Annotated in this window: 14 protein-coding genes and 2 tRNA genes; 9 read left to right on the top strand and 7 right to left on the bottom strand. The window is 68.1% G+C overall.

Annotated elements, in window-relative coordinates; genetic code table 11:
• Nucleotides 1-88 precede the first annotated feature (88 nt).
• The 5 genes from HWX62_RS13180 to HWX62_RS13160 all read left to right on the top strand — a co-directional run bounded on the left by HWX62_RS13180 (nt 89) and on the right by HWX62_RS13160 (nt 3,900).
• The gene (locus HWX62_RS13180) at nt 89-1,657 is read left to right on the top strand and encodes a protein adenylyltransferase SelO (RefSeq protein WP_175928967.1); all 1,569 of its coding nucleotides are present in this window, start codon (nt 89-91) and stop codon (nt 1,655-1,657) included.
• A 43-nt stretch (nt 1,658-1,700) separates the two neighbouring features.
• A complete protein-coding gene (gene msrB / locus HWX62_RS13175; RefSeq protein ID WP_059585191.1) occupies nt 1,701-2,132 on the top strand; it encodes a peptide-methionine (R)-S-oxide reductase MsrB in 432 nt (143 codons plus the stop codon).
• A gap of 126 nt (nt 2,133-2,258) precedes the next feature.
• Nucleotides 2,259-2,789, top strand: coding sequence for a septation protein A (locus tag HWX62_RS13170; protein WP_006483893.1), 531 nt, complete (start codon nt 2,259-2,261; stop codon nt 2,787-2,789).
• 1 nt (nt 2,790) lies between these two features.
• Nucleotides 2,791-3,099: a BolA family protein gene (locus HWX62_RS13165; RefSeq protein WP_034207535.1), complete on the top strand. Its 309-nt coding sequence runs from the start codon at nt 2,791-2,793 to the stop codon at nt 3,097-3,099.
• A gap of 18 nt (nt 3,100-3,117) precedes the next feature.
• A complete protein-coding gene (locus HWX62_RS13160; protein WP_175928966.1) occupies nt 3,118-3,900 on the top strand; it encodes a peptidylprolyl isomerase in 783 nt (260 codons plus the stop codon).
• 171 nt (nt 3,901-4,071) lie between these two features.
• Here the strand turns inward: HWX62_RS13160 and HWX62_RS13155 are convergent, their stop codons facing one another.
• Both HWX62_RS13155 and purL read right to left on the bottom strand, forming a co-directional pair.
• A complete protein-coding gene (locus tag HWX62_RS13155) occupies nt 4,072-4,617 on the bottom strand; it encodes an N-acetyltransferase (protein ID WP_175929284.1) in 546 nt (181 codons plus the stop codon).
• Nucleotides 4,618-4,622: 5 nt separating this feature from the next.
• Complete coding sequence (purL, locus tag HWX62_RS13150) at nt 4,623-8,687, bottom strand: phosphoribosylformylglycinamidine synthase (protein ID WP_175928965.1); 4,065 nt, start codon at nt 8,685-8,687, stop codon at nt 4,623-4,625.
• 326 nt (nt 8,688-9,013) lie between these two features.
• On the opposite strand from purL, the gene HWX62_RS13145 reads away from it, so the two are divergent.
• From HWX62_RS13145 to pgi, 3 genes are all read left to right on the top strand, one after another.
• Nucleotides 9,014-10,315 carry an FAD-dependent oxidoreductase gene (locus tag HWX62_RS13145; RefSeq protein ID WP_175928964.1) on the top strand — a complete coding sequence of 434 codons (1,302 nt, stop codon included), beginning with the start codon at nt 9,014-9,016 and terminating at the stop codon, nt 10,313-10,315.
• Nucleotides 10,316-10,367: 52 nt separating this feature from the next.
• Nucleotides 10,368-11,915 (top strand): NAD(P)H-hydrate dehydratase, encoded by a 1,548-nt coding sequence (locus HWX62_RS13140; protein WP_175928963.1) that lies wholly within the window; start codon nt 10,368-10,370, stop codon nt 11,913-11,915.
• A 111-nt stretch (nt 11,916-12,026) separates the two neighbouring features.
• The gene (gene pgi / locus HWX62_RS13135; RefSeq protein WP_175928962.1) at nt 12,027-13,649 is read left to right on the top strand and encodes a glucose-6-phosphate isomerase; all 1,623 of its coding nucleotides are present in this window, start codon (nt 12,027-12,029) and stop codon (nt 13,647-13,649) included.
• A gap of 72 nt (nt 13,650-13,721) precedes the next feature.
• Here pgi and HWX62_RS13130 read toward each other — a convergent pair whose 3' ends face one another.
• Nucleotides 13,722-14,435, bottom strand: a complete 714-nt coding sequence (locus HWX62_RS13130; protein ID WP_175928961.1) for an ABC transporter ATP-binding protein — start codon at nt 14,433-14,435, stop codon at nt 13,722-13,724.
• Here HWX62_RS13130 and HWX62_RS13125 point away from each other — a divergent pair.
• Entirely contained in the window at nt 14,434-15,102 is a 669-nt protein-coding gene (locus HWX62_RS13125; RefSeq protein WP_175928960.1) for an arylesterase, read from the top strand. The genes HWX62_RS13130 and HWX62_RS13125 overlap by 2 nt on opposite strands.
• Before the next feature lie 77 nt (nt 15,103-15,179).
• Here HWX62_RS13125 and HWX62_RS13120 read toward each other — a convergent pair whose 3' ends face one another.
• From HWX62_RS13120 to lon, 4 genes are all read right to left on the bottom strand, one after another.
• The gene (locus HWX62_RS13120; protein WP_175928959.1) at nt 15,180-17,114 is read right to left on the bottom strand and encodes a SurA N-terminal domain-containing protein; all 1,935 of its coding nucleotides are present in this window, start codon (nt 17,112-17,114) and stop codon (nt 15,180-15,182) included.
• Nucleotides 17,115-17,463: 349 nt separating this feature from the next.
• A tRNA-Asp gene (locus HWX62_RS13115) sits at nt 17,464-17,540 on the bottom strand.
• 23 nt (nt 17,541-17,563) lie between these two features.
• Nucleotides 17,564-17,639 (bottom strand) — tRNA-Val (locus tag HWX62_RS13110).
• A 209-nt stretch (nt 17,640-17,848) separates the two neighbouring features.
• Entirely contained in the window at nt 17,849-20,272 is a 2,424-nt protein-coding gene (gene lon, locus HWX62_RS13105; RefSeq protein WP_050013282.1) for an endopeptidase La, read from the bottom strand.
• Between the last annotated feature and the right edge of the window lie 42 nt (nt 20,273-20,314).

Here is a 20,314-nt window from a genome sequence, read left to right as displayed (position 1 = left end):
CCGGACGGGCGTGGCGCGCGGTGCGCGGGCCGCCATGCGGGCGGCGCGGCGCCGCCTTACAATATCGGCTTACCCAGAGGCGCTCAACATGTCGTTTTCCCGAAGCGCAGCCGATGCGGCTGACACCCTGCCCGACCTCGCCGCGACGCTCGCCGCGCCCGCCGAACACGCGTTCGTCACGCTCGGCGACGCGTTTCATACGCGGCTGCCGGCCGCGCCGCTCGCCGCGCCGTACGTCGTGGGCTTTTCCGACGAAGTCGCGCGACTGCTCGACCTGTCGCCCGCGCTCGCCGCGCAGCCCGGCTTCGCCGAGCTGTTCGCCGGCAACCCGACGCGCGACTGGCCCGCGCACGCGATGCCGTACGCGTCGGTCTATTCCGGCCATCAGTTCGGCGTATGGGCCGGCCAGCTCGGCGACGGCCGCGCGCTGACGATCGGCGAATTGCCCGGCACCGACGGCCGGCGCTACGAACTGCAGATCAAGGGCGGCGGCCGCACGCCGTATTCGCGGATGGGCGACGGCCGCGCGGTGCTGCGCTCGTCGATCCGCGAATTCCTGTGCTCGGAAGCGATGCATCACCTCGGCATCCCGACCACGCGCGCGCTGACGGTGATCGGCTCCGACCAGCCGGTGGTGCGCGAGGAAATCGAGACGGCGGCCGTCGTCACGCGCGTGTCGGAAAGCTTCGTGCGCTTCGGCCACTTCGAGCACTTCTTCTCGAACGATCGCCCGGACCTGCTGCGCCAGCTTGCCGATCACGTGATCGACCGCTTCTATCCGGCCTGCCGCGACGCGGACGATCCATACCTCGCGCTGCTCGAGGCCGCGACGCTGCGCACGGCCGACCTCGTCGCGCAATGGCAGGCCGTCGGCTTCTGCCACGGCGTGATGAACACCGACAACATGTCGATCCTCGGCGTGACGATCGACTACGGCCCGTTCGGCTTCGTCGACGCGTTCGATGCGAACCACATCTGCAACCACTCCGATACCGGCGGCCGCTATGCGTACCGGATGCAGCCGCGCATCGCGCACTGGAACTGCTACTGCCTCGCGCAGGCGCTGCTGCCGCTGATCGGGCTGCAGCACGGCATCGCCGACGACGACGCGCGCGCCGAGCGCGCGGTGGACGACGCCCAGGCCGTGCTCGCGAAGTTTCCGGAGCGCTTCGGTCCCGCGCTCGAACGCGCGATGCGCGCGAAGCTCGGCCTCGAACTCGAACGCGAGCACGACGCCGAACTCGCGAACAGGCTGCTCGAGACGATGCATGCGAGTCACGCGGATTTCACGTTGACGTTCCGCCGGCTCGCGCAGATCTCGAAGCACGACGCGAGCCGCGACGCGCCCGTGCGCGACCTCTTCATCGACCGCGAGGCGTTCGACGCATGGGCGAACCTCTACCGCGCGCGGCTGTCCGAGGAAACGCGCGACGACGCGGCGCGCGCGGTTGCAATGAACCGCGCGAACCCCAAATACGTGCTTCGCAACCATCTGGCCGAAGTCGCGATCCGGCGCGCGAAGGAAAAGGATTTTTCGGAAGTCGAACGGCTCGCGCGGATCCTGCGCCGCCCGTTCGACGAACAACCGGAGCATGAAGCATACGCGGCGTTGCCGCCCGACTGGGCCGGCTCGCTCGAAGTGAGCTGCTCGTCCTGAGCCCGCCACCCGCGCATCTCGACCGACCGATCAGGAGAACCCCATGTCCCACGATTCCGACGACAAGACCTACCCGTACCAGAAGGACGACGCCGAGCTGCGCCGGCGGCTCACGCCGATGCAGTACGAGGTCACGCAGCACGCGGCGACCGAGCGCGCGTTCACCGGCGAATACACCGACACCGAGGACGCCGGCATCTACAAGTGCGTGGTCTGCAGCACGCCGCTGTTCGAATCCGGCGCCAAGTTCCACTCGGGCTGCGGCTGGCCCAGCTACTTCAAGCCGCTCAACGGCGAGGTGATCGACGAGAAAGTCGACTACTCGCACGGGATGGTGCGCGTCGAGGTGCGCTGCAACCACTGCGGCGCGCATCTGGGTCACGTCTTCGAGGATGGCCCGCGCGACAAGACCGGTTTGCGGTACTGCATCAATTCGGCTGCGTTAAACTTCGAGTCCCGACCCGAAAACGAATGAGCGGCCGGGCCGATCTACCGGGTGGCCAGCCCGGGCAGACCGCCCCGCTCCGCAACGGCGATGCCTGGCGGGTCCCTACAACGATGACAGGCCGCGCGAGCGGCCTGTCACGCAGCTGCGAGCGCCATGAAATTCCTGTTCGATCTGTTTCCGATCATCCTGTTTTTTGTCGCCTTCAAGGTCTGGGGCATCTTTACCGCCACCGCCGTCGCGATCGTCGCGACACTGGCCCAGGTCGCATGGGTCGCCTTCCGGCACCGGAAGGTCGACACGATGCTGTGGGTCAGCCTCGGCGTGATCGTCGTGTTCGGTGGCGCCACCCTCGTCCTGCATGACGAGAAATTCATTCAATGGAAACCGACTGTGCTGTACTGGCTGTTTGCGATCGGGTTGCTCGCCGCGCGTTATGCGTTCAGCAAGAACCTGATCGAAAAGATGATGGGCAAGCAGCTCACGCTGCCGTCGCCCGTGTGGGACAAGCTGAACCTCGCGTGGGCGCTGTTCTTCGCGGTGCTCGGCGTCGCGAACCTGTACGTCGTGCACAACTTCACCGAATCGCAATGGGTGAACTTCAAGCTGTTCGGTACGACGGGCGCAATGGTCGTGTTCATCATCCTGCAGAGCCTGTGGCTCACGAAGTACCTGAAGGACGAGTGACATGAGCGACGCCTTTCTCCACGCCTCCCCCGACGAACGCATCGCGCTGATCGAAGCGCGCCTCACCGCGTCGCTCGCGCCGCTGTCGCTCACCGTGCGCGACGACAGCGCGCAGCATGCGGGTCACGCGGGTGCCGCCGCCGGCGGCCACTTCACGGTCACGATCGTATCGTCCGCGTTCGCGGGCAAGCCGCGCGTCGCGCGGCACCGGCTGGTGTATGATGCGCTCGCTGATGCGATGCAGCGCGGCATTCACGCGCTCGCGATCGTGGCTTACACGCCCGAAGAATTCAACGAATCTTCAATCTAGTCTCATTAGGAATTCCCGATGATCCTGACCTCCCCCCGCCTGTGGGTCGCGGCGGCTGCTTTTGCAGCGGCACCGGCATTCGCCCAGAACATCGCCGTCGTCAACGGCACGCCGATTCCGAAGTCGCGCGCCGACGCGATGGTCGCGCAGCTCGTCCAGCAAGGCCAGACCGACGGCCCGCAACTGCAGCAGGCCGTGCGCCAGGAACTCGTGAACCGCGAAATCCTGATGCAGGAAGCGATCCGCGAAGGCATCCCGAACCGTCCGGACGTGAAGGCGCAAGTCGCCGTCGCGCAGCAGACCGTCGTGCTGCGCTCGATGATCGAGAGCTTCCTGAAGAAGAACCAGCCGACCGACGCCGAAGTGAAGGCGCGCTACGACGAACTCGTCAAGGGCGTGGGCGGCAACCGCGAGTATCACCTGCACCACATCCTCGTCGACAACGAGCAGCAGGCGAAGGACCTGATCGCGAAGATCAAGGGCGGCGCGAAGTTCGAGGATCTCGCGAAGCAATACTCGAAGGATCCGGGTTCGGGCAAGAACGGCGGCGATCTCGACTGGTCCGACCCGAAGGCGTACGTGCCGGAATTCGCGGCGGCCGCGCAGAAGCTGCAGAAAGGCCAGATGACCGACACGCCGGTGAAGACGCAGTTCGGCTGGCACATCATCCGCGTCGACGACATCCGCGACATCGCGCCGCCACCGTTCGACCAGGTGAAGGCGCAGATCGCGCAGCAGCTCGTGCAGCAGAAGCTGCAGGCGTTCGAGGAAGGCCTGCGCCAGCAGGCGAAGATCCAGTAACGCCGGCGCGCGTCACATGCGCATCGCCAAGCCGCTCTTCGGAGCGGCTTTTTCTTTTGGCGCGCATGAACATGGGTGTTGCGATGCGGCGGTGCTCGACCGACGCGCAATAAAAAGCCGCTCCGAAGAGCGGCTTTTCCCGTACCGGGCGTCTCCCGCTCGCGGCGTTCGCTACGCGGGATAAAACACGCGGTGGTAGCGCACGTCGCCTGACGGCATCGGGACCGATTCGTCGAACGGCAGCGCGAGGAAATTCGCGGCCGGCACGCCTGGAAACACGAGGTCGCCGTGCGGCTCGAACCCGAAACGCGCGTAGTACGCCGGCTCGCCGAGCACCACGCAACCGCGCGCGCCGAGCCGGCGCAACGCGTCGAGCCCCGTGCGCACGAGCCCCGCACCGATGCTCTGCCGCTGGCAATCGGGCCGCACCGCGAGCGGCGCGAGCCCGTACCACTGCTGGCTGCCGGCCGGCGCATCGCCGATCGCCACCGGCGAGAACGCGACGTGCCCGACGATACGCCCGTCGCGCTCCGCGACGAGCGACACGCTCAGCGCACCGTCGGCACGCAGCGTCTCGACGATGCGCTGCTCGAACGCCCCGCCCTGCGGCGCGCCCGCGAACGCCGCGCGGATCACGCGGCCGATCGCGTCGGCCTCGCTCGCACGCTCGTCACGCAGCGTGACGACCTCGACCGGCGCGTTCGGGTCGAACATCATCCGGATCAGCCGATCCAGCGGCGTGCGTTGCGGAACACGCGCATCCACGGGCTCGCCTCACCCCAGCCTTCCGGGTGCCAGCTCATCGTGACCGTGCGATGCACGCGCTCCATGTGCGGCATCAGCACCGAGAAGCGGCCGTCGGCCGTCGTGACCGACGTGATGCCGGCCGGCGACCCGTTCGGGTTGAACGGATAACGCTCGGTCGCTTCGCCGCGGTGGTCGACGTAGCGCATCGCGACCGCGACGCGATCGATGTCGCCCTGCTGCGAGAAGTCCGCATAGCCTTCGCCGTGCGCGACCGCGACCGGAATCCGCGAACCTTCCATCCCCGCGAAGAAGATCGACGGCGACTTCTCCACTTCGACGAACGAGAAGCGCGCCTCGAACTGCTCGGACTTGTTGCGCGTGAACTTCGGCCACGCTTCAGCGCCCGGGATCATCGACGCGATGCTCGACAGCATCTGGCAGCCGTTGCAGATACCGAGTGCGAACGTATCGGGGCGCGCGAAGAACGCCGAGAACATGTCGGCGAGGTTCGCGTTGAACCGGATCGTCTTCGCCCAGCCTTCGCCCGCGCCCAGCACGTCGCCGTACGAGAAGCCGCCGCACGCGACCGCGCCCGCGAAATCGGCCAGCGTCGCGCGGCCCGCGAGCAGGTCGCTCATGTGCACGTCGTGCGCGTCGAAGCCCGCGCGGTCGAACGCATACGCCGTTTCCAGATGCGAATTCACGCCCTGCTCGCGCAGGATCGCGACGCGCGGGCGTGCGCCCGTCGCGATGAACGGCGCGGCGATGTCGTCGGCCGGATCGAACGTGAGCACCGGCGAGATGCCCGGATCGGCCGCATCGAGCAGCGCGTCGTATTCGGCATCCGCGCAGGCGGGGTTGTCGCGCAGGCGCGCGATGCGCCAGCTCACTTCGCTCCATGCGCGATGGAGTTCGGTGCGCGGTGCGTCGAAGATCTTCTTCGCATCGCGGTACACCTCGATCACGTCGCGATCGTTGACCGAGCCGATCACGTGCGAGCACGTCGACAGGCCGAATTCGCGCAGCGCACCGAGCACCGCGTCGCGGTCGGACGCGCGCACCTGCACGACGGCGCCGAGCTCTTCGGAGAACAGCGCGCGCAGCGTACGGTCGTCGCGACGGCCGCTCGTCTGCTTCGCCCAGTCCTTTGCGTCGCCGTAGTCGGATTCGCGGTTCGGGTCGAGCGTCAGCATGTCGACGTTCAGCGACACGCCCGCGTGGCCGGCGAACGCCATTTCGCACACCGTCGCCCACAGGCCGCCGTCCGAGCGATCGTGGTACGCGAGCAGCTTGTCCTGCGCATTGAGCGACTGGATCGCGTTGAAGAAACGCTTCAGGTCTTCCGCGTCGTCGACGTCCGGCGTCGTGTCGCCGACCTGCTGCGTGACCTGCGCGAAGATGCTGCCACCCATCCGGTTCTTGCCGCGACCGAGATCGATCGCGATCAGCACGCTGTCGCCCGCGTCGGCCACCCGGCGCAGTTGCGGCGTCAGATGGCGGCGCACGTCCTCGACGGGCGCGAACGCGGAGATGATCAGCGACACCGGCGACACCACTTCCTTCGCGACGCCCTGCTCGTCCCACTTCGTCTTCATCGACAGCGAATCCTTGCCGACCGGGATGCCGATCCCGAGCGCCGGGCACAGCTCCATGCCGATCGCCTTGACCGTGTCGAACAGCGCGGCGTCTTCGCCGGCCGTGCCGCACGCGGCCATCCAGTTCGCCGACAGCTTCAGCTTGTCGAGCGACGCGATCGGCGCGCTCGCGATGTTCGTGATCGCCTCGCCGACGGCCATGCGGCCCGACGCCGGCGCGTCGATCACCGCGAGCGGCGTGCGCTCGGCCATCGTCATCGCCTCGCCCTTGAAGCCTGCGTAGTCGAGCGCGGTGATCGCGCAGTCGGCCACCGGCACCTGCCACGGGCCGACCATCTGGTCGCGCACCGACGTACCGCCGACCGAACGGTCGCCGATCGTGATCAGGAACGACTTGCTGCCGACCGTCGGGTGCTTCAGCACGTCGAGCGCGACTTCCGACAACGCGATGCCCGTCACGTCGACCGGCGCACGCTCGGTCTTCACGCGCACGACGTCGCGGTGCATGCGCGGCGGCTTGCCGAGCAGCACTTCCATCGGCATGTCGACCGGGTATGCGTCGGCGCCCGTCGCTTCGTCGTCGACGAGCTTCAGCTGGCGTTCGTCGGTCGCGACACCGACCACCGCGAACGGGCAGCGCTCGCGCGCGCAGATCGCCTCGAAGCGCGGCAGGTCGGCCGGCGCGATCGCCAGCACGTAGCGCTCCTGCGCCTCGTTCGACCAGATTTCGCGCGGCGACAGGCCCGATTCCTCGAGCGCGACCTTGCGCAGCTCGAAGCGCGCGCCCTTGCCCGCGCCGTCGACGATTTCGGGGAACGCGTTCGACAGGCCGCCCGCGCCGACGTCGTGGATGCTCAGGATCGGGTTTTCCGCGCCGAGCTGCCAGCAGCCGTTGATCACTTCCTGCGCGCGACGCTCGATTTCCGGGTTGCCGCGCTGCACCGAGTCGAAGTCGAGCTCGGCCGTGTTCGCGCCGGTCGCCATCGAGCTCGCGGCGCCGCCGCCCATGCCGATGCGCATGCCGGGGCCGCCGATCTGGATCAGCAGGGAGCCGGCCGGCACGTCGTGCTTGTGCGTGTGTTGATCCGCGATGTTGCCGAGGCCGCCCGCGATCATGATCGGCTTGTGATAGCCGTGCACCGTGCCGCCGACGTTCTGCTCGTACACGCGGAAGTAGCCGCCGAGGTTCGGGCGGCCGAATTCGTTGTTGAACGCGGCGCCGCCGAGCGGGCCGTCGATCATGATCTGCAGCGGCGACGCGATGCGGTCCGGACGCCCGTACGGGCCGTGCTGCTCGTTCGGGTTGCGCTCGGCCACCGGCTGCGCGGCGTCGCGATCGTTTTCCCACGACCGGCGGGCGTCGGGCAGGTCGAGGTTCGACACGGTGAAGCCGGTGAGGCCGGCCTTCGGACGCGCGCCGCGGCCCGTCGCGCCTTCGTCGCGGATCTCGCCGCCTGCGCCGGTCGCCGCACCGGGGAACGGCGAGATCGCCGTCGGGTGGTTGTGCGTCTCGACCTTCATCAGCGTATGCGTGAGCTCGGTGTGGCGGCCGTAGCGCTCGCCCGGCTCGCCGGCCGCCCCCGTCTTGCGCGGGAACCAGCGCTCGGCTTCGGCGCCGACCATGATCGACGAGTTGTCCGAATACGCGACGATCGTGCCCTGTGGGCTCAGCTTCTCGGTGTTGCGGATCATCGCGAACAGCGACATGTCCTGCGCTTCGCCGTCGATCGTCCACTGCGCATTGAAGATCTTGTGGCGGCAGTGTTCGCTGTTCGCCTGCGCGAACATCATCAGTTCGACGTCGGTCGGGTTGCGTTCGAGCTTGCGGAACGCGTCGACCAGGTAGTCGATCTCGTCGTCGGCGAGCGCGAGGCCCAGCTCGACGTTCGCACGCTCGAGCGCGCCGCGGCCGACGCCCAGCACGTCGACGGTCGTGAGCGGCTTGGCCGGCAGTTCGTCGAACAGGTGCTTCGCGTCGTCGCGCGCCGCGACCACGCTTTCGGTCATCCGGTCATGCAGCGCGGCCGCGACGGCCGCGCGCGCGTCGTCCGACAGCGCCTTCTTGCCGCCGAGCAGGCCCGACTTCAGCGTGACCGTGAATTCGACGCCGCGCTCGATGCGGCGCACGTGCGTGAGGCCGCAGTGCTGCGCGATGTCGGTCGCCTTGCTCGCCCACGGCGAGACCGTGCCGAAGCGCGGCAGCACGACGAAGGTTTCGGTCGCACCCTTCTCGCCCGCCGGCTGGAACGGCTCGCCGTAGTGCATCAGCGCATCGATGCGGGCGCTGTCGTCGGCCGACAGCGGCTCGGCCGCATTGACGAAGTGCAGGAACTGGCCGCGCACCGCGACGATGTTGGCGTCGATTTGCCTGAGCGTGTCGAGCAGGCGGGTTTGACGGAAATCGGAGAGGGCCGAAGCGCCGGGAAAACACGAGAAGTGAGCCATGGGCTGGACTGACGTCGATGAGTCGCGCGAAGTGGCGACGTGGGGCGAAAGGAAGGCCGTAATTATACCCGGAAGTCGGGCGTCCAAGACCGGCCGATCGGCGGTCCCCATGCACCGCACCGGTGCCCGGGCGCGCGCTGCGCACGGCCGACCGCCGGGCCGGCCCGCCCGGCCCGCGCGCCGGCCGCCACGGCGCGCCCGCACGGCCCGAGCTCGGCCGGCGCCGGCTCGCGCCCTTTTGGCGCTATCATTCCGGGTTCACCGGGCCCGGCCCTCAGCGAATTCTCACCGGGTGGCGTACGCGCCGCCCGTCATCGAAGCAATCCATGGATGTCATCGTCATCGGCGGCGGAATCAGCGGCGTCGCCACCGCCTACCAGCTGCGCGCGGCCGGCCATCGCGTGTGCGTGGTCGAACGCCACGCGACCGTCGCGCAAGGCGCGACCTACGGCGACGGCGGCGCGCTGCTGCCGAGCCCGCTCGACGTCTGGTTCGGCCCGACGTTCATGCGCCAGCGCCAGCCGCGCGACAGCGGCATCGTCTACAAGCCGGGCTTCAACGGCGGCGTGCGCCGCTTCGTCAAGCAACTCGGCACGCTGCGCGAGCCCGACGCGTTCGCCGCGCAGTACGCGCGGCTGCGCCCGCTGATCGACGTGTCGCGCGACACGCTCGCCGATATCGAGGCGCGCCTCGCGCTCGAATTCGAGCAGAAGCCCGGCATCCTGCACGTCGTGCGCGATCCGCACGACTGGGACGCGCTGCAGCCGGCGCTCGACCTGCTGCGCACGCTCGACCAGCCGCACCGCACGCTCACCGCGGACGAATGCGCGGCGCTCGAACCGTCGGTGCCGGCCGAGCCCGGCTTTGCGGGCGGCGTGCTGCTCGAAACCGAGCGCACCGGCAACTGCCCGCTGTTCGCGAAACTGGTCAAGCAGACCCTCGACGAGCATGGCGTGCAGTTCCGCTTCGGCGCGGACGTCGCCGCGATCCGCGTCGACAACGGCCGTGCCGCGGTCGAACTCGTGCCGCCGGGCGATCGGCGCGCGACGAAGGCGCACGAGGTCGACGTGATGTCCGCCGACGCGATCGTGGTCGCCGCCGGCGCCGGCAGCCTCCCGCTGCTCGAACGGCTCGGCTGGCGCCTGCCGCTGCACCCGGTGCGCATCCATACGCTCACCGCGCCGGTCGCGTACGAAGAACACTCGCCGCACCTGTGCGTCGTCGATTCGATCAAGCGGATCTCGATCACGCGCACCCATCAGCGGCTGCGCGTCGGCGGCGGCGCCGTGCTGCAGGGCCTCGCCGACACCGCGAAACCGCTCGCCGAGCCGCTGTCCGAGGCCGCGCTCGCGCTGCTCGGCCAGGCCGTCCATGACTGGGTGCCGGGCGCGGCGAAGATCTCGGCCGCGCTGTCGTGGCGCGGCATGCAGCTGCTGTCGCCGGACGGCCTGCCCATCGTGGGTCCGACCCCGCATCCGCGCGTATTCGTCAATTTCGGCCACGGCCCGGCCGGCTGGGGCCTCGCGTGCGGGTCTGCTAAAGTGGTGGCCGACTATCTGGGCGGCAACGTCCAGCACTGGCCCGCCGATACGCTCGCCGCGCTGAGCGCCGGCCGCTTCACGACCTGACCGCCGCGGGCCGGCCCGTGGCGGCATCCTTGGCAGCCGCCACGATCCCGCGATGACCGTTACCCGCCCGCCGCTTCCCGATTCCGAGCCGATCGCACTGCTGCGCGTCGCCGACCTGCGCGCGGCCGAAGCCGACGCCACCGCCGCGCTGCCGCCCCACACGCTGATGGGCCGCGCCGGCGCCGCGGCCGCGCGCTGGCTGTCCGAGCGCGTCGCCGGCGACGAGCGCCCCGTCTGGTTCGCGGTCGGCCCCGGCAACAACGGCGGCGACGCGCTGGTGGCCGCCGCGCATCTCCAGCAGCTCGGCGTGGCCACGCACGCGTGGATGCCGGTGCCGGTCAAGCCGGACGACGCGCAATGGGCACTCGGTCTCGCGCGCTCGGCCGGCGTGCCGCTGTCGGCCACCGCGCCCGCGTCGCCGGGCGACTACGCGTGGGTGGTCGACGGGATGTTCGGCATCGGTCTCGGCCGCGCGCTCGACGGCGCGTTCGCCGAGCAGGCCGCACGCATCGCCGCCCATGCGCGCGGCGGCGGCCGCGTGCTCGCGCTCGACGTGCCGAGCGGGCTCGACAGCGACACGGGCCGGATCGTCGGCGCGGGCGTCGCCGTCGCGGCCACGCACACGCTCACCTTCATCGGCGCGAAGCCCGGCCTCTACACGGGCGACGGCCGCGATCTCGCCGGCGAAATCCACGTCGCGTCGCTCGACGTCGCGCCGCCCGCCGCGCCGGCGATCGTGCTGAATGCGCCGGCGCGATTCGCCGCGGCGCTGCCCGCGCGCGCCTTCGCGTCCCACAAGGGCACCTACGGCAGCCTCGCGGTGCTCGGCGGCGACACGGGCATGTGCGGCGCGCCGATCCTCGCCGCCCGCGCCGCGCTGTTCGCGGGCGCCGGCAAGGTGCACGTCGGCTTTCTTGGCGCAGGCGCGCCGCCGTACGACCCGCCCTTCCCCGAGCTGATGCTGCATCCGGCCGACACCGTCGACCTCGGTGCGATGACTGCAATCGCGGCCGGTTGCGGGCTCGGCACGCGCGAGGCGGCGGCGACGCTCGTGCGCGACGTGCTCGCGCGCGACATCGCGACGTTGCTCGATGCCGACGCGCTGAATCTCGTCGCGACGCACGCGGATCTCGCCGCCGCCGTCGCCGCGCGCGGCGCGCATGGCAGTCCGTGCGTGCTGACGCCGCATCCGCTCGAAGCCGCACGCCTGCTCGGCAGCAACACGGCCGCCGTGCAGGACGATCGCGTCGCGGCTGCACAGGCGCTCGCCGCTCGTTACGCGGCCATCGTCGTGCTGAAAGGCTCGGGCACGGTGATTGCCGCGCCCGACGGCCGCGTGACGATCAACCCGACCGGCAACGCGGCGCTCGCCACCGGCGGCACCGGCGACGTGCTCGGCGGCCTGACCGGCGCGCTGCTCGCGCAACGGGTCGCGCCGTACGAAGCCGCGCTGGCCGGCGTCTATCTGCACGGCCTCGCGGCCGACACGCTGAGCGCGAACGGCACCGGCCCGGCCGGGCTCACCGCGGGCGAACTCGCGCCGACGGTGCGCATGCTGATCAATCGCCTTTTTTATCCGTCGCCGCGCGCCGACACGTAACGCCGCTATACTGACTGCCCCGCCGCACGGCGGGCGTTCTCGTCCGCCGGCTTTCCGATCCCGATGAGCCGGCGCGGCATTCCTCCCGATTCACGCTTCACTCGAACCGTCATGACGCTGAAATCGCTCCCCGCCTGGACTGCCCTTCAATCCCACTTCGAACAGATCCGCCACGCGCGGCTGCGCGACTGGTTCGCGCCGGAAAACGATCGCGCACCGACCCGCGCCGAACGCTTCACGATTCCGGGCGGCGGTCTCGCGGCCGATTTCTCGAAGAACCGCATCGATGACGAAACGGTACGCCTGCTCGTGCAGCTCGCGCGCGACGCGGGCGTCGAAGCGCGCCGCGACGCGATGTTCGCGGGCGAGATCGTCAACCCGACCGAAGGCCGCGCAGCACTCCACACCGCGCTGCGCGCGACCGACCCGCACGCGCCGTTCCACGCGCAGGTGAGCGCCGAGCGCGCGAAGATGGCGACGTTCGCGCGCGCCGTGCGCAGCGGCACGTGGACGGGCTATACGGGCAAGCGCATCCGCCACGTGATCAACATCGGCATCGGCGGCTCGGATCTCGGGCCGAAGATGGTCGTGCATGCACTGCACCACGTCGCGACGCCCGAGATTTCCACCCATTTCGTGTCGAACGTCGACGGCGCCGATCTCGCACGCGTGCTCGAACAGGTCGACCCCGAGGAAACGCTCGCGATCATCGTGTCGAAGACCTTCACGACGCTCGAGACGATGACGAACGCACGCTCGCTGCGCGACTGGTTCGTCGCGCGCGGCTGCCCCGAGGACGCGCTCGCGAAGCACTTCGTCGGCGTGTCGGCGAACCCGGCCGAAGTCGTGAAGTTCGGTATCGCCGCGGACAACGTGTTCGAGATGTGGGATTGGGTCGGCGGCCGCTATTCGCTGTGGTCGGCGGTCGGCCTGTCGATCATGATCGCGGTCGGCCCCGAACAGTTCGACGAGCTGCTGGCCGGCGCGAACGACATGGACCGTCACTTCCGCGAAGCGCCGCTCGAGCGCAACCTGCCGGTGCTGCTCGGCCTGATCGGCATCTGGTACCGGAATTTCTTCGGCTCGCAGAGCTATCTCGTCGCGCCGTATTCGGAAGCGCTGCACTACCTGCCGTCGTACCTGCAGCAGCTCGAAATGGAGAGCAACGGCAAATCCGCGCGCCTGGACGGCCGCTTCGTCGACTATCCAACGTCGGCCGTCACGTGGGGCGAGCCGGGCACCAACGGCCAGCATGCGTTCTTCCAGATGCTGCACCAGGGGCCCACGATCGTGCCGATCGACTTCATCGCGGTGCTGACGCCCGAGCATCCGCTCGCGAGCCATCATCCGAAGCTGCTCGCGAACTGCTTCGCGCAAAGCGAGGCACTGATGCTCGGCCGCACGCTCGAAGAAGCGCGCCAGGTCGCCGGGCCCGGCAAGGAAGCGCTCGCGCCGCACCTGACGTTCCCCGGCAACCGCCCGACCACGACGCTGCTCGTCGATGCGCTGACGCCGCGCGCGCTCGGCGCGCTGATCGCGCTCTACGAGCACAAGGTGCTCGTGCAGGCGACGGTGTGGGACATCAATCCGTTCGACCAGTGGGGCGTCGAGCTCGGCAAGATTCTCGGCAAGGTCGTCGAAGCCGACCTGTCGGCCGAATCGGTCGACCCGGCGAAGCACGACTCGTCGACCACGGCGCTGATCGAGCGCGCCCGCGCGGCGCTCAAGCGTTGAAGCACTGACGCGACGGTGTCATGCCGTTGCCGGCCGCGCCGATTCGCCCCGCGCGGCCGGCCGCAGGCGCCTTCACGCGCCGCGGGAAGCCGCGTGCGGCGCGACGATGCGGCCGGCGTCGAGCGTCACGGTGGTGGCGCAGCGGCGCGCGAGTTCGATATCGTGCGTCACGAGCACGAGCGTCGCGCCATGCGTGCGGTTCAGTTCGAACATCAGGTCGATGACCGCGTGGCCGGTGGCCGCGTCGAGGCTGCCGGTCGGCTCGTCGGCGAACAGGATCGCCGGGCGCGTGACAAATGCGCGCGCGAGCGCGACGCGCTGCTGTTCGCCGCCCGACAGCAGCTTCGGATAATGCGCGGTGCGTTCGCCGAGACCGACCTGCACCAGCAGCGCGCGAGCGCGGTCGGCCGCCTCGCGCGCACTGATACCGCCCTGCAGTTCGAGCGGCAGCATCACGTTCTCGAGCGCCGTCAGGTGCGGCATCAGCTGGAACGACTGGAACACGAATCCGACCGCACCGTTGCGCAACGCCGCGCGTTCGTCCTCGTCGAGCTGGTCGAGTGCGCGACCGAGCAGGCGAACCGTGCCGCTCGTCGCGCTGTCCAACCCCGCAAGCAGGCCGAGCAGCGTCGATTTGCCCGACCCCGACGCGCCGACGATCGCGAGGCTGCTGCCCGCCTGCACGGCAAGCGTGATGCCGTCGAGGATCGTCAGCTCGCCCGTTGCATCGGCGACCCGCTTGCACACGTCATGGACTTCGATGATCGGATCGGTAATCTTGAACATGGACACGACATTTCGCTGGAAAAGACGCGCGGCGGCCGCCGCGCTGCTGGGCACCCTGCTGGCCGTCGGCGTGCCCGCACGCGCCGCGACGGCGCCGGCATCGAGCCCGCCCGTGATCGTCGTGCTGGGCGACAGCCTGTCGGCCGAATACGGATTGCCGCGCGACACCGGCTGGGTGGCGCTGCTGCGGCAACGGCTCACGACCGAGCGAATCGATTATAGCGTCGCGAACGCGAGCGTCAGCGGCGACACCACGAGCGGCGGCCGGGCACGGCTGCCCGCGGTGCTGCAGCGGCTCAAGCCGTCGATCGTCGTCGTCGAGCTCGGTTCGAACGATGCGCTGCGCGGCGTACCGCTCGCGACGACCGAGCAGAACCTGCGCGACATCATCGCCGGCGCGCGGCAGGCGCGGGCGAAGGTCGTGCTGGTCGGCATGTACGTGCCGCCCAATTACGGCCCCGACTACACGCAGAAGTTCCACGCGGTCTATACGCGGCTGTCGAAGGATCTCGGCGTACCGCTCGTGCCGTTCCTGCTGGCCGGCATCGAGAACAAACCCGAGATGTTCCAGGCCGACCAGATGCATCCGGCGCAGCCGGCCCAGCGCATCCTGCTCGACAACGTGTGGCCGGCGCTGAAGCCGTTGCTCGGCAAGCCGCACGGCTGAGCGCAGCCGCGCACCGAAAAACAAAAAGCCCCGCGTCGCGCGGGGCTTTTCGATGGTTGTTGCGGGCGAAACGATGCTCAGTTGTCGCCGTCCTGCTGCTGGCTCGCCGTCGTGCCGTACAGCTTCACCTTCGAGCGGTCGCGCAGCGCGGCGAGGTACGCCTCGCCTTCGCTTTGCGCGTCGACCTGCGCCATCTGCTGCTGCGCGGCCGCCAGTTGCTGCGGATCGACCGCCGAACCCGGGATCACCGCGTTCACGCGATAGATCGCATAACCGTCCGCGCCCAGATCGACGCCGACGTAAGCCGGCAGCGTCTTCGCATCGACCTTGTAGACGGCGCTCAGCGCAGCCGGCGTCAGGCCTTGCGACTGCGTGCGCGACACCTTCTGCGCGGCCGAGAACCCGTCGGTCGACTTCGACTTCTGCAGCTCGGCCAGCTTCGCCGCACCGTCCTTTTTCGCGAGTTCCGCGGCCTGCTCGGCGATGACCTTCTGGCGCACGACGTCCTTGATCGCGTCGAGCGCGGGCACGGCAGCCGGCTTGTAGTCGGTCACGCGCGCCGAGATCAGCGTGTTGTTGCCGACGTCGATCGCCTGCGTGTTGTTCTGGTTCTTCACCGCGTCGTTCGCGAACACGGCGGCCAGGAACTTCGGATTGTTCAACGGGCTCGTCGGCGGCAGTTGCGGATTCGGCGTCGGCGTGACGGTGGCCGTCTGGATCGTCAGCTTGTACTTGTCCGCGGCCGGCTGCAGCGTCTTCGCCTTTTCGTAGACGGTCGACGTGAACCCTTCCGCGTTGTCCGAGAACGCCTTCGACGCGTACTGCTGCTTCAGGTCGGCCGCGATCTGGTCCTTCACTTCCGCGAACGGCTTGACGACCGCCGGCTTCACTTCGGTCGCCTTCAGGATGTGGAAACCGAGATCCGACTGCACGATGCCGCTGACGTCGCCCTGCTTCAGCGAGAACGCGGCATCGTCGAACGCCTTGCCGCCCGCGGTCGAGCCGCGCGTGATGAAGCCGAGGTCGCCGCCCTTCGCCGCCGACGGCGCGTCCTGCGAATCCTTCTGCGCGATCTGCGCGAATTGATCCGGATGGGTCTTCACGTCGGCGAGCAGTTGCTCGGCCTTCGCCTTTGCCGCCGCCTTGTCGGCCGCGCTGGCGCTGCCCGGCGCGGCGATGAAGATGTGGCTCACGCGCACCTGCGCTTCGGTGCGGAAGTGCGTCGGGTTGTCGTCGTAGAACTTCTTGATGTCCGCCTCGGTCGGCTGCGCGCTCGCGGCCGCGGCCGCCGGCGAATAGACGAGGTACTGGATCGTCGCGGTTTCCGGCGTCGCGAAGCTCTGCTTGTGCGCGTCGTAGTACGCGGTGAGCTGCGCGTCGGTCGGCTGGACCTTCGCCGCGAAGTCGCTCGTCTTCAGCACGAGCGCCTGCACTTCACGCTGCTGCGCGGCGAGTTCGGACAGGCGTTGCGCAAGGCTCTTCGGCGTGAATGCGCTCGACACGATGCTCGCCGGAATCTGCTGCAACGCGAGGCTGTAACGCACGCGCTCCTGGTACTGCTCGGGCGTCATCCCCTGGAACGACAGCAGTTGCGCATAGCGCTCGACGTCGATCGTCCCGTCGGGCTTCTTCAGCGACGCGATCATCGGGTCGCTCATCAGCGCGTCGCGCACGGCGTTGTCGGAGGCAGTCAGGTGCAGGCGTTGCGTCTCGTCGGCCAGCACACGTTGCTGGATCAGGCCGTCGAGCACCTGCTTGCGATGCTCGGGCGTATCGAACATCTTGATGTCGAACTGGCCGCCGAGCGCCTGGCGCGCCTGGTCGATCTGCTGGCGGAACGCGCCGTCGAATTCGACCCGCGTGATCTTGTGCCCGTTGACTGCCGCGACGTTCGCACTGTCGTCGAAGAAGCCGCGGAAGCCTTGGATCCCGACGAAACCCAGCCCCGGCAACACGATCAGGAGCAGGAGCGCCATCATCAGGCGCTGGTGATTACGGAAGAAATCGAGCATGCGTGACGGGAAAATTGGACAAAACGTCCGATATTACAACATACGGGGTGGGACGGGATAAAACGCAGGCGGCTTCCTCCGCTCCGCGGTCACGCACCCGCAAGCGGGCGCAAACCGGATGCACAAACAACAATGCCCGCACAAGGCGGGCATTGTTGTTTGTTTGGCGGAGCGGACGGGACTCGCCCACATCCTGCAGGCCGCGGTTGCGCGTGCACGCGCAACCCTTCGAGTCCCGCCGGAAGCCGCGCAGGCGGCTTCCTCCACTCCGCGGTCACGCGCCCGCAAGCGGACGCAAGCCGGATGCACAAACAACAATGCCCGCACAAGGCGGGCATTGTTGTTTGTTTGGCGGAGCGGACGGGACTCGAACCCGCGACCCCCGGCGTGACAGGCCGGTATTCTAACCGACTGAACTACCGCTCCTTGGTCTGGCTGAATCGTGAAACTGGTGGGTGCTGAGGGGTTCGAACCCCCGACCTACGCCTTGTAAGGGCGCCGCTCTACCAGCTGAGCTAAGCACCCGTTTCCGATTCGTTCCGACTGCGATCTGCGTTTCCGCATCAACAATCAGCGAGCCCGCAAGTTTAATTCATCCCCGATCATTTTGCCAAGCCCGCACGCGAATTTTTTTTCACGCGCGGGCACGCACGATTCCGATGCGCATAAAAAAACCCGCGGACACCGCCGCGGGTTTTCGTGAACAACCGTCAGCAACGACGGCGTTCAGGTTCTCAGTGCTTGACGACTTCCGTCGAACCGGCATCCTTCGCCGCCTCGCCGACCGGCGCCGCAGCCTTCGCCTCTTCTTCCGGCGGCAGCGGCGTCGGCGAACGCTCGAGCGCGAGCTCCAGCACCTTGTCGATCCAGCGGACCGGCACGATCTCGATCGCGTTCTTCACGTTGTCCGGAATGTCCGCGAGATCCTTCACGTTCTCTTCCGGGATCAGCACGAGCTTGATGCCGCCGCGGTGCGCCGCCAGCAGCTTCTCCTTCAGCCCGCCGATCGGCAGCACTTCGCCACGCAACGTGATTTCGCCCGTCATCGCGACGTCGGCCCGCACGGGAATACCCGTCAGCACCGACACCAGCGCGGTCGTCATCGCACCGCCGGCGGACGGACCGTCCTTCGGCGTCGCGCCTTCCGGCACGTGGATGTGGATGTCCTGCTTCTCGAACGCTTCGTCCTTGATACCGAGACGCCGCGAACGCGAGCGCACGACCGAACGTGCGGCCTCGACCGACTCCTTCATCACGTCGCCGAGCGAACCCGTGCGGATCACGTTGCCCTTGCCCGGCATCACCGCGGCTTCGATCGTCAGCAGGTCGCCGCCGACTTCCGTCCACGCGAGGCCCGTCACCTGACCGACCTGGTTTTCCTTCGCGGCGAGGCCGAAGTCGTACTTGCGCACGCCGAGGAACGTGTCGAGGTTTTCGCCATCGACCTTGATCGCGCCCGATGCCTTCTTCAGCAGCAGCATCTTCACGACCTTGCGGCAGATCTTCGACACTTCCCGCTCGAGCGAACGCACACCGGCTTCGCGCGTGTAGTAGCGGATGATGTCGCGGATCGCCTGCTCGGTGACCTCGATCTCGCCTTCCTTCAGCCCGTTGTTCTTCTTCTGCTTCGGCAGCAGGTAACGCTGGGCGATGCTGACCTTCTCGTCTTCCGTGTAGCCCGACAGACGGATCACTTCCATCCGGTCGAGCAGCGGCGGCGGGATGTTCAGCGAGTTCGACGTCGCGACGAACATCACGTCCGACAGATCGAAGTCGACTTCGATGTAGTGGTCGGCGAACGTGTGGTTCTGTTCCGGATCGAGCACTTCGAGCAGCGCCGACGACGGATCGCCGCGGAAATCCATGCCCATCTTGTCGACTTCGTCGAGCAGGAAGAGCGGATTGCGCACGCCGACCTTCGCGAGACTTTGCAGGATCTTGCCCGGCATCGAACCGATATACGTCCGGCGGTGACCGCGGATCTCGGCTTCGTCACGCACGCCGCCGAGCGCCATCCGGACGAACTTGCGGTTCGTCGCACGGGCGATCGACTGGCCGAGCGAGGTCTTGCCGACGCCCGGAGGCCCGACGAGGCACAGGATCGGCGCCTTGACCTTGTCCACGCGCTGTTGCACCGCGAGGTACTCGAGGATCCGTTCCTTGACCTTCTCGAGGCCGAAGTGATCCTCGTCGAGCACCTGCTCGGCGTTCGACAGATCGTTGTTGACCTTGCTCTTCTTGCGCCACGGCAGGCCGATCAGCGTGTCGATGTAGTTGCGCACGACGGTCGCTTCCGCCGACATCGGCGACATCAGCTTCAGCTTCTTCAGTTCGGCGTCGGCCTTCTTCTTGGCTTCCTTCGGCATGCGCGCGGCGTTGATGCGCTTCTCGAGTTCCTCGAGATCCGCGCCTTCCTCGCCTTCGCCGAGTTCCTTCTGGATCGCCTTGACCTGCTCGTTCAGGTAGTACTCGCGCTGGCTCTTTTCCATCTGGCGCTTCACGCGCCCGCGGATGCGCTTTTCGACCTGCAGGATGTCGATCTCGGCTTCGAGTTGCGCGAGCAGGTGCTCGAGGCGCTCGATGACCGGGAACATCTCGAGGATGTGCTGCTTCTGGTCGAGCTTCAGCGGCAGGCGCTCGGCGATCATGTCGGCGAGGCGGCCCGCTTCGTCGATGCCCGACAGCGACGTGAGGATCTCCGGCGGGATCTTCTTGTTCAGCTTCACGTACTGGTCGAACTGCGACACGATCGCGCGACGCAGCGCTTCGGTTTCGGCGCTGTCTGCGTGATCGGGCTCGAGCGGCATCACTTCGCAGGAGAATTGCGTCTCCTGCTCTTCGATCGACAACGCCTTCGCGCGCTGCAGGCCCTCGACGAGCACCTTCACGGTGCCGTCCGGCAGCTTCAGCATCTGCAGGATGTTGGCGATACAACCGACCTCGTACATGTCCTTTTCGGTCGGTTCGTCCTTGGCCGCGGTTTTCTGGGCGACGAGCATGATGTGCTTGCCGCCTTCCATCGCTGCTTCGAGGGCCTTGATCGATTTCGGCCGGCCCACGAAGAGCGGAATGACCATGTGCGGGAAAACGACGACGTCCCGCAGCGGCAGCAGCGGGAGCGTGATGCGTTCCGGCGGGAGAAGTTGGGTGCCTGACATTTCATTTCCCCATGAGTGGAATCAATTGTTCGGTAATTGAGG

This window comes from Burkholderia sp. BCC0506 (genome assembly GCF_902833145.1).
Lineage (GTDB): Bacteria > Pseudomonadota > Gammaproteobacteria > Burkholderiales > Burkholderiaceae > Burkholderia.
The sequence above is the reverse complement of the archived record's forward strand: the minus strand, read 5'-3'. Positions and strand labels throughout refer to the sequence as shown.

Coding starts and splice junctions, on each gene's coding strand:
- HWX62_RS13170 (WP_006483893.1), top strand. CDS start 2,259: ATGAAATTCCTGTTCGATCTGTTTCCGATCATCCTGTTTTTTGTCGCC.
- HWX62_RS13140 (WP_175928963.1), top strand. CDS start 10,368: ATGACCGTTACCCGCCCGCCGCTTCCCGATTCCGAGCCGATCGCACTG.
- lon (WP_050013282.1), bottom strand. CDS start 20,272: ATGTCAGGCACCCAACTTCTCCCGCCGGAACGCATCACGCTCCCGCTG.
- pgi (WP_175928962.1), top strand. CDS start 12,027: ATGACGCTGAAATCGCTCCCCGCCTGGACTGCCCTTCAATCCCACTTC.
- HWX62_RS13125 (WP_175928960.1), top strand. CDS start 14,434: ATGGACACGACATTTCGCTGGAAAAGACGCGCGGCGGCCGCCGCGCTG.
- HWX62_RS13165 (WP_034207535.1), top strand. CDS start 2,791: ATGAGCGACGCCTTTCTCCACGCCTCCCCCGACGAACGCATCGCGCTG.
- msrB (WP_059585191.1), top strand. CDS start 1,701: ATGTCCCACGATTCCGACGACAAGACCTACCCGTACCAGAAGGACGAC.
- purL (WP_175928965.1), bottom strand. CDS start 8,687: ATGGCTCACTTCTCGTGTTTTCCCGGCGCTTCGGCCCTCTCCGATTTC.
- HWX62_RS13155 (WP_175929284.1), bottom strand. CDS start 4,617: ATGATGTTCGACCCGAACGCGCCGGTCGAGGTCGTCACGCTGCGTGAC.
- HWX62_RS13160 (WP_175928966.1), top strand. CDS start 3,118: ATGATCCTGACCTCCCCCCGCCTGTGGGTCGCGGCGGCTGCTTTTGCA.
- HWX62_RS13180 (WP_175928967.1), top strand. CDS start 89: ATGTCGTTTTCCCGAAGCGCAGCCGATGCGGCTGACACCCTGCCCGAC.
- HWX62_RS13120 (WP_175928959.1), bottom strand. CDS start 17,114: ATGCTCGATTTCTTCCGTAATCACCAGCGCCTGATGATGGCGCTCCTG.
- HWX62_RS13145 (WP_175928964.1), top strand. CDS start 9,014: ATGGATGTCATCGTCATCGGCGGCGGAATCAGCGGCGTCGCCACCGCC.
- HWX62_RS13130 (WP_175928961.1), bottom strand. CDS start 14,435: ATGTTCAAGATTACCGATCCGATCATCGAAGTCCATGACGTGTGCAAG.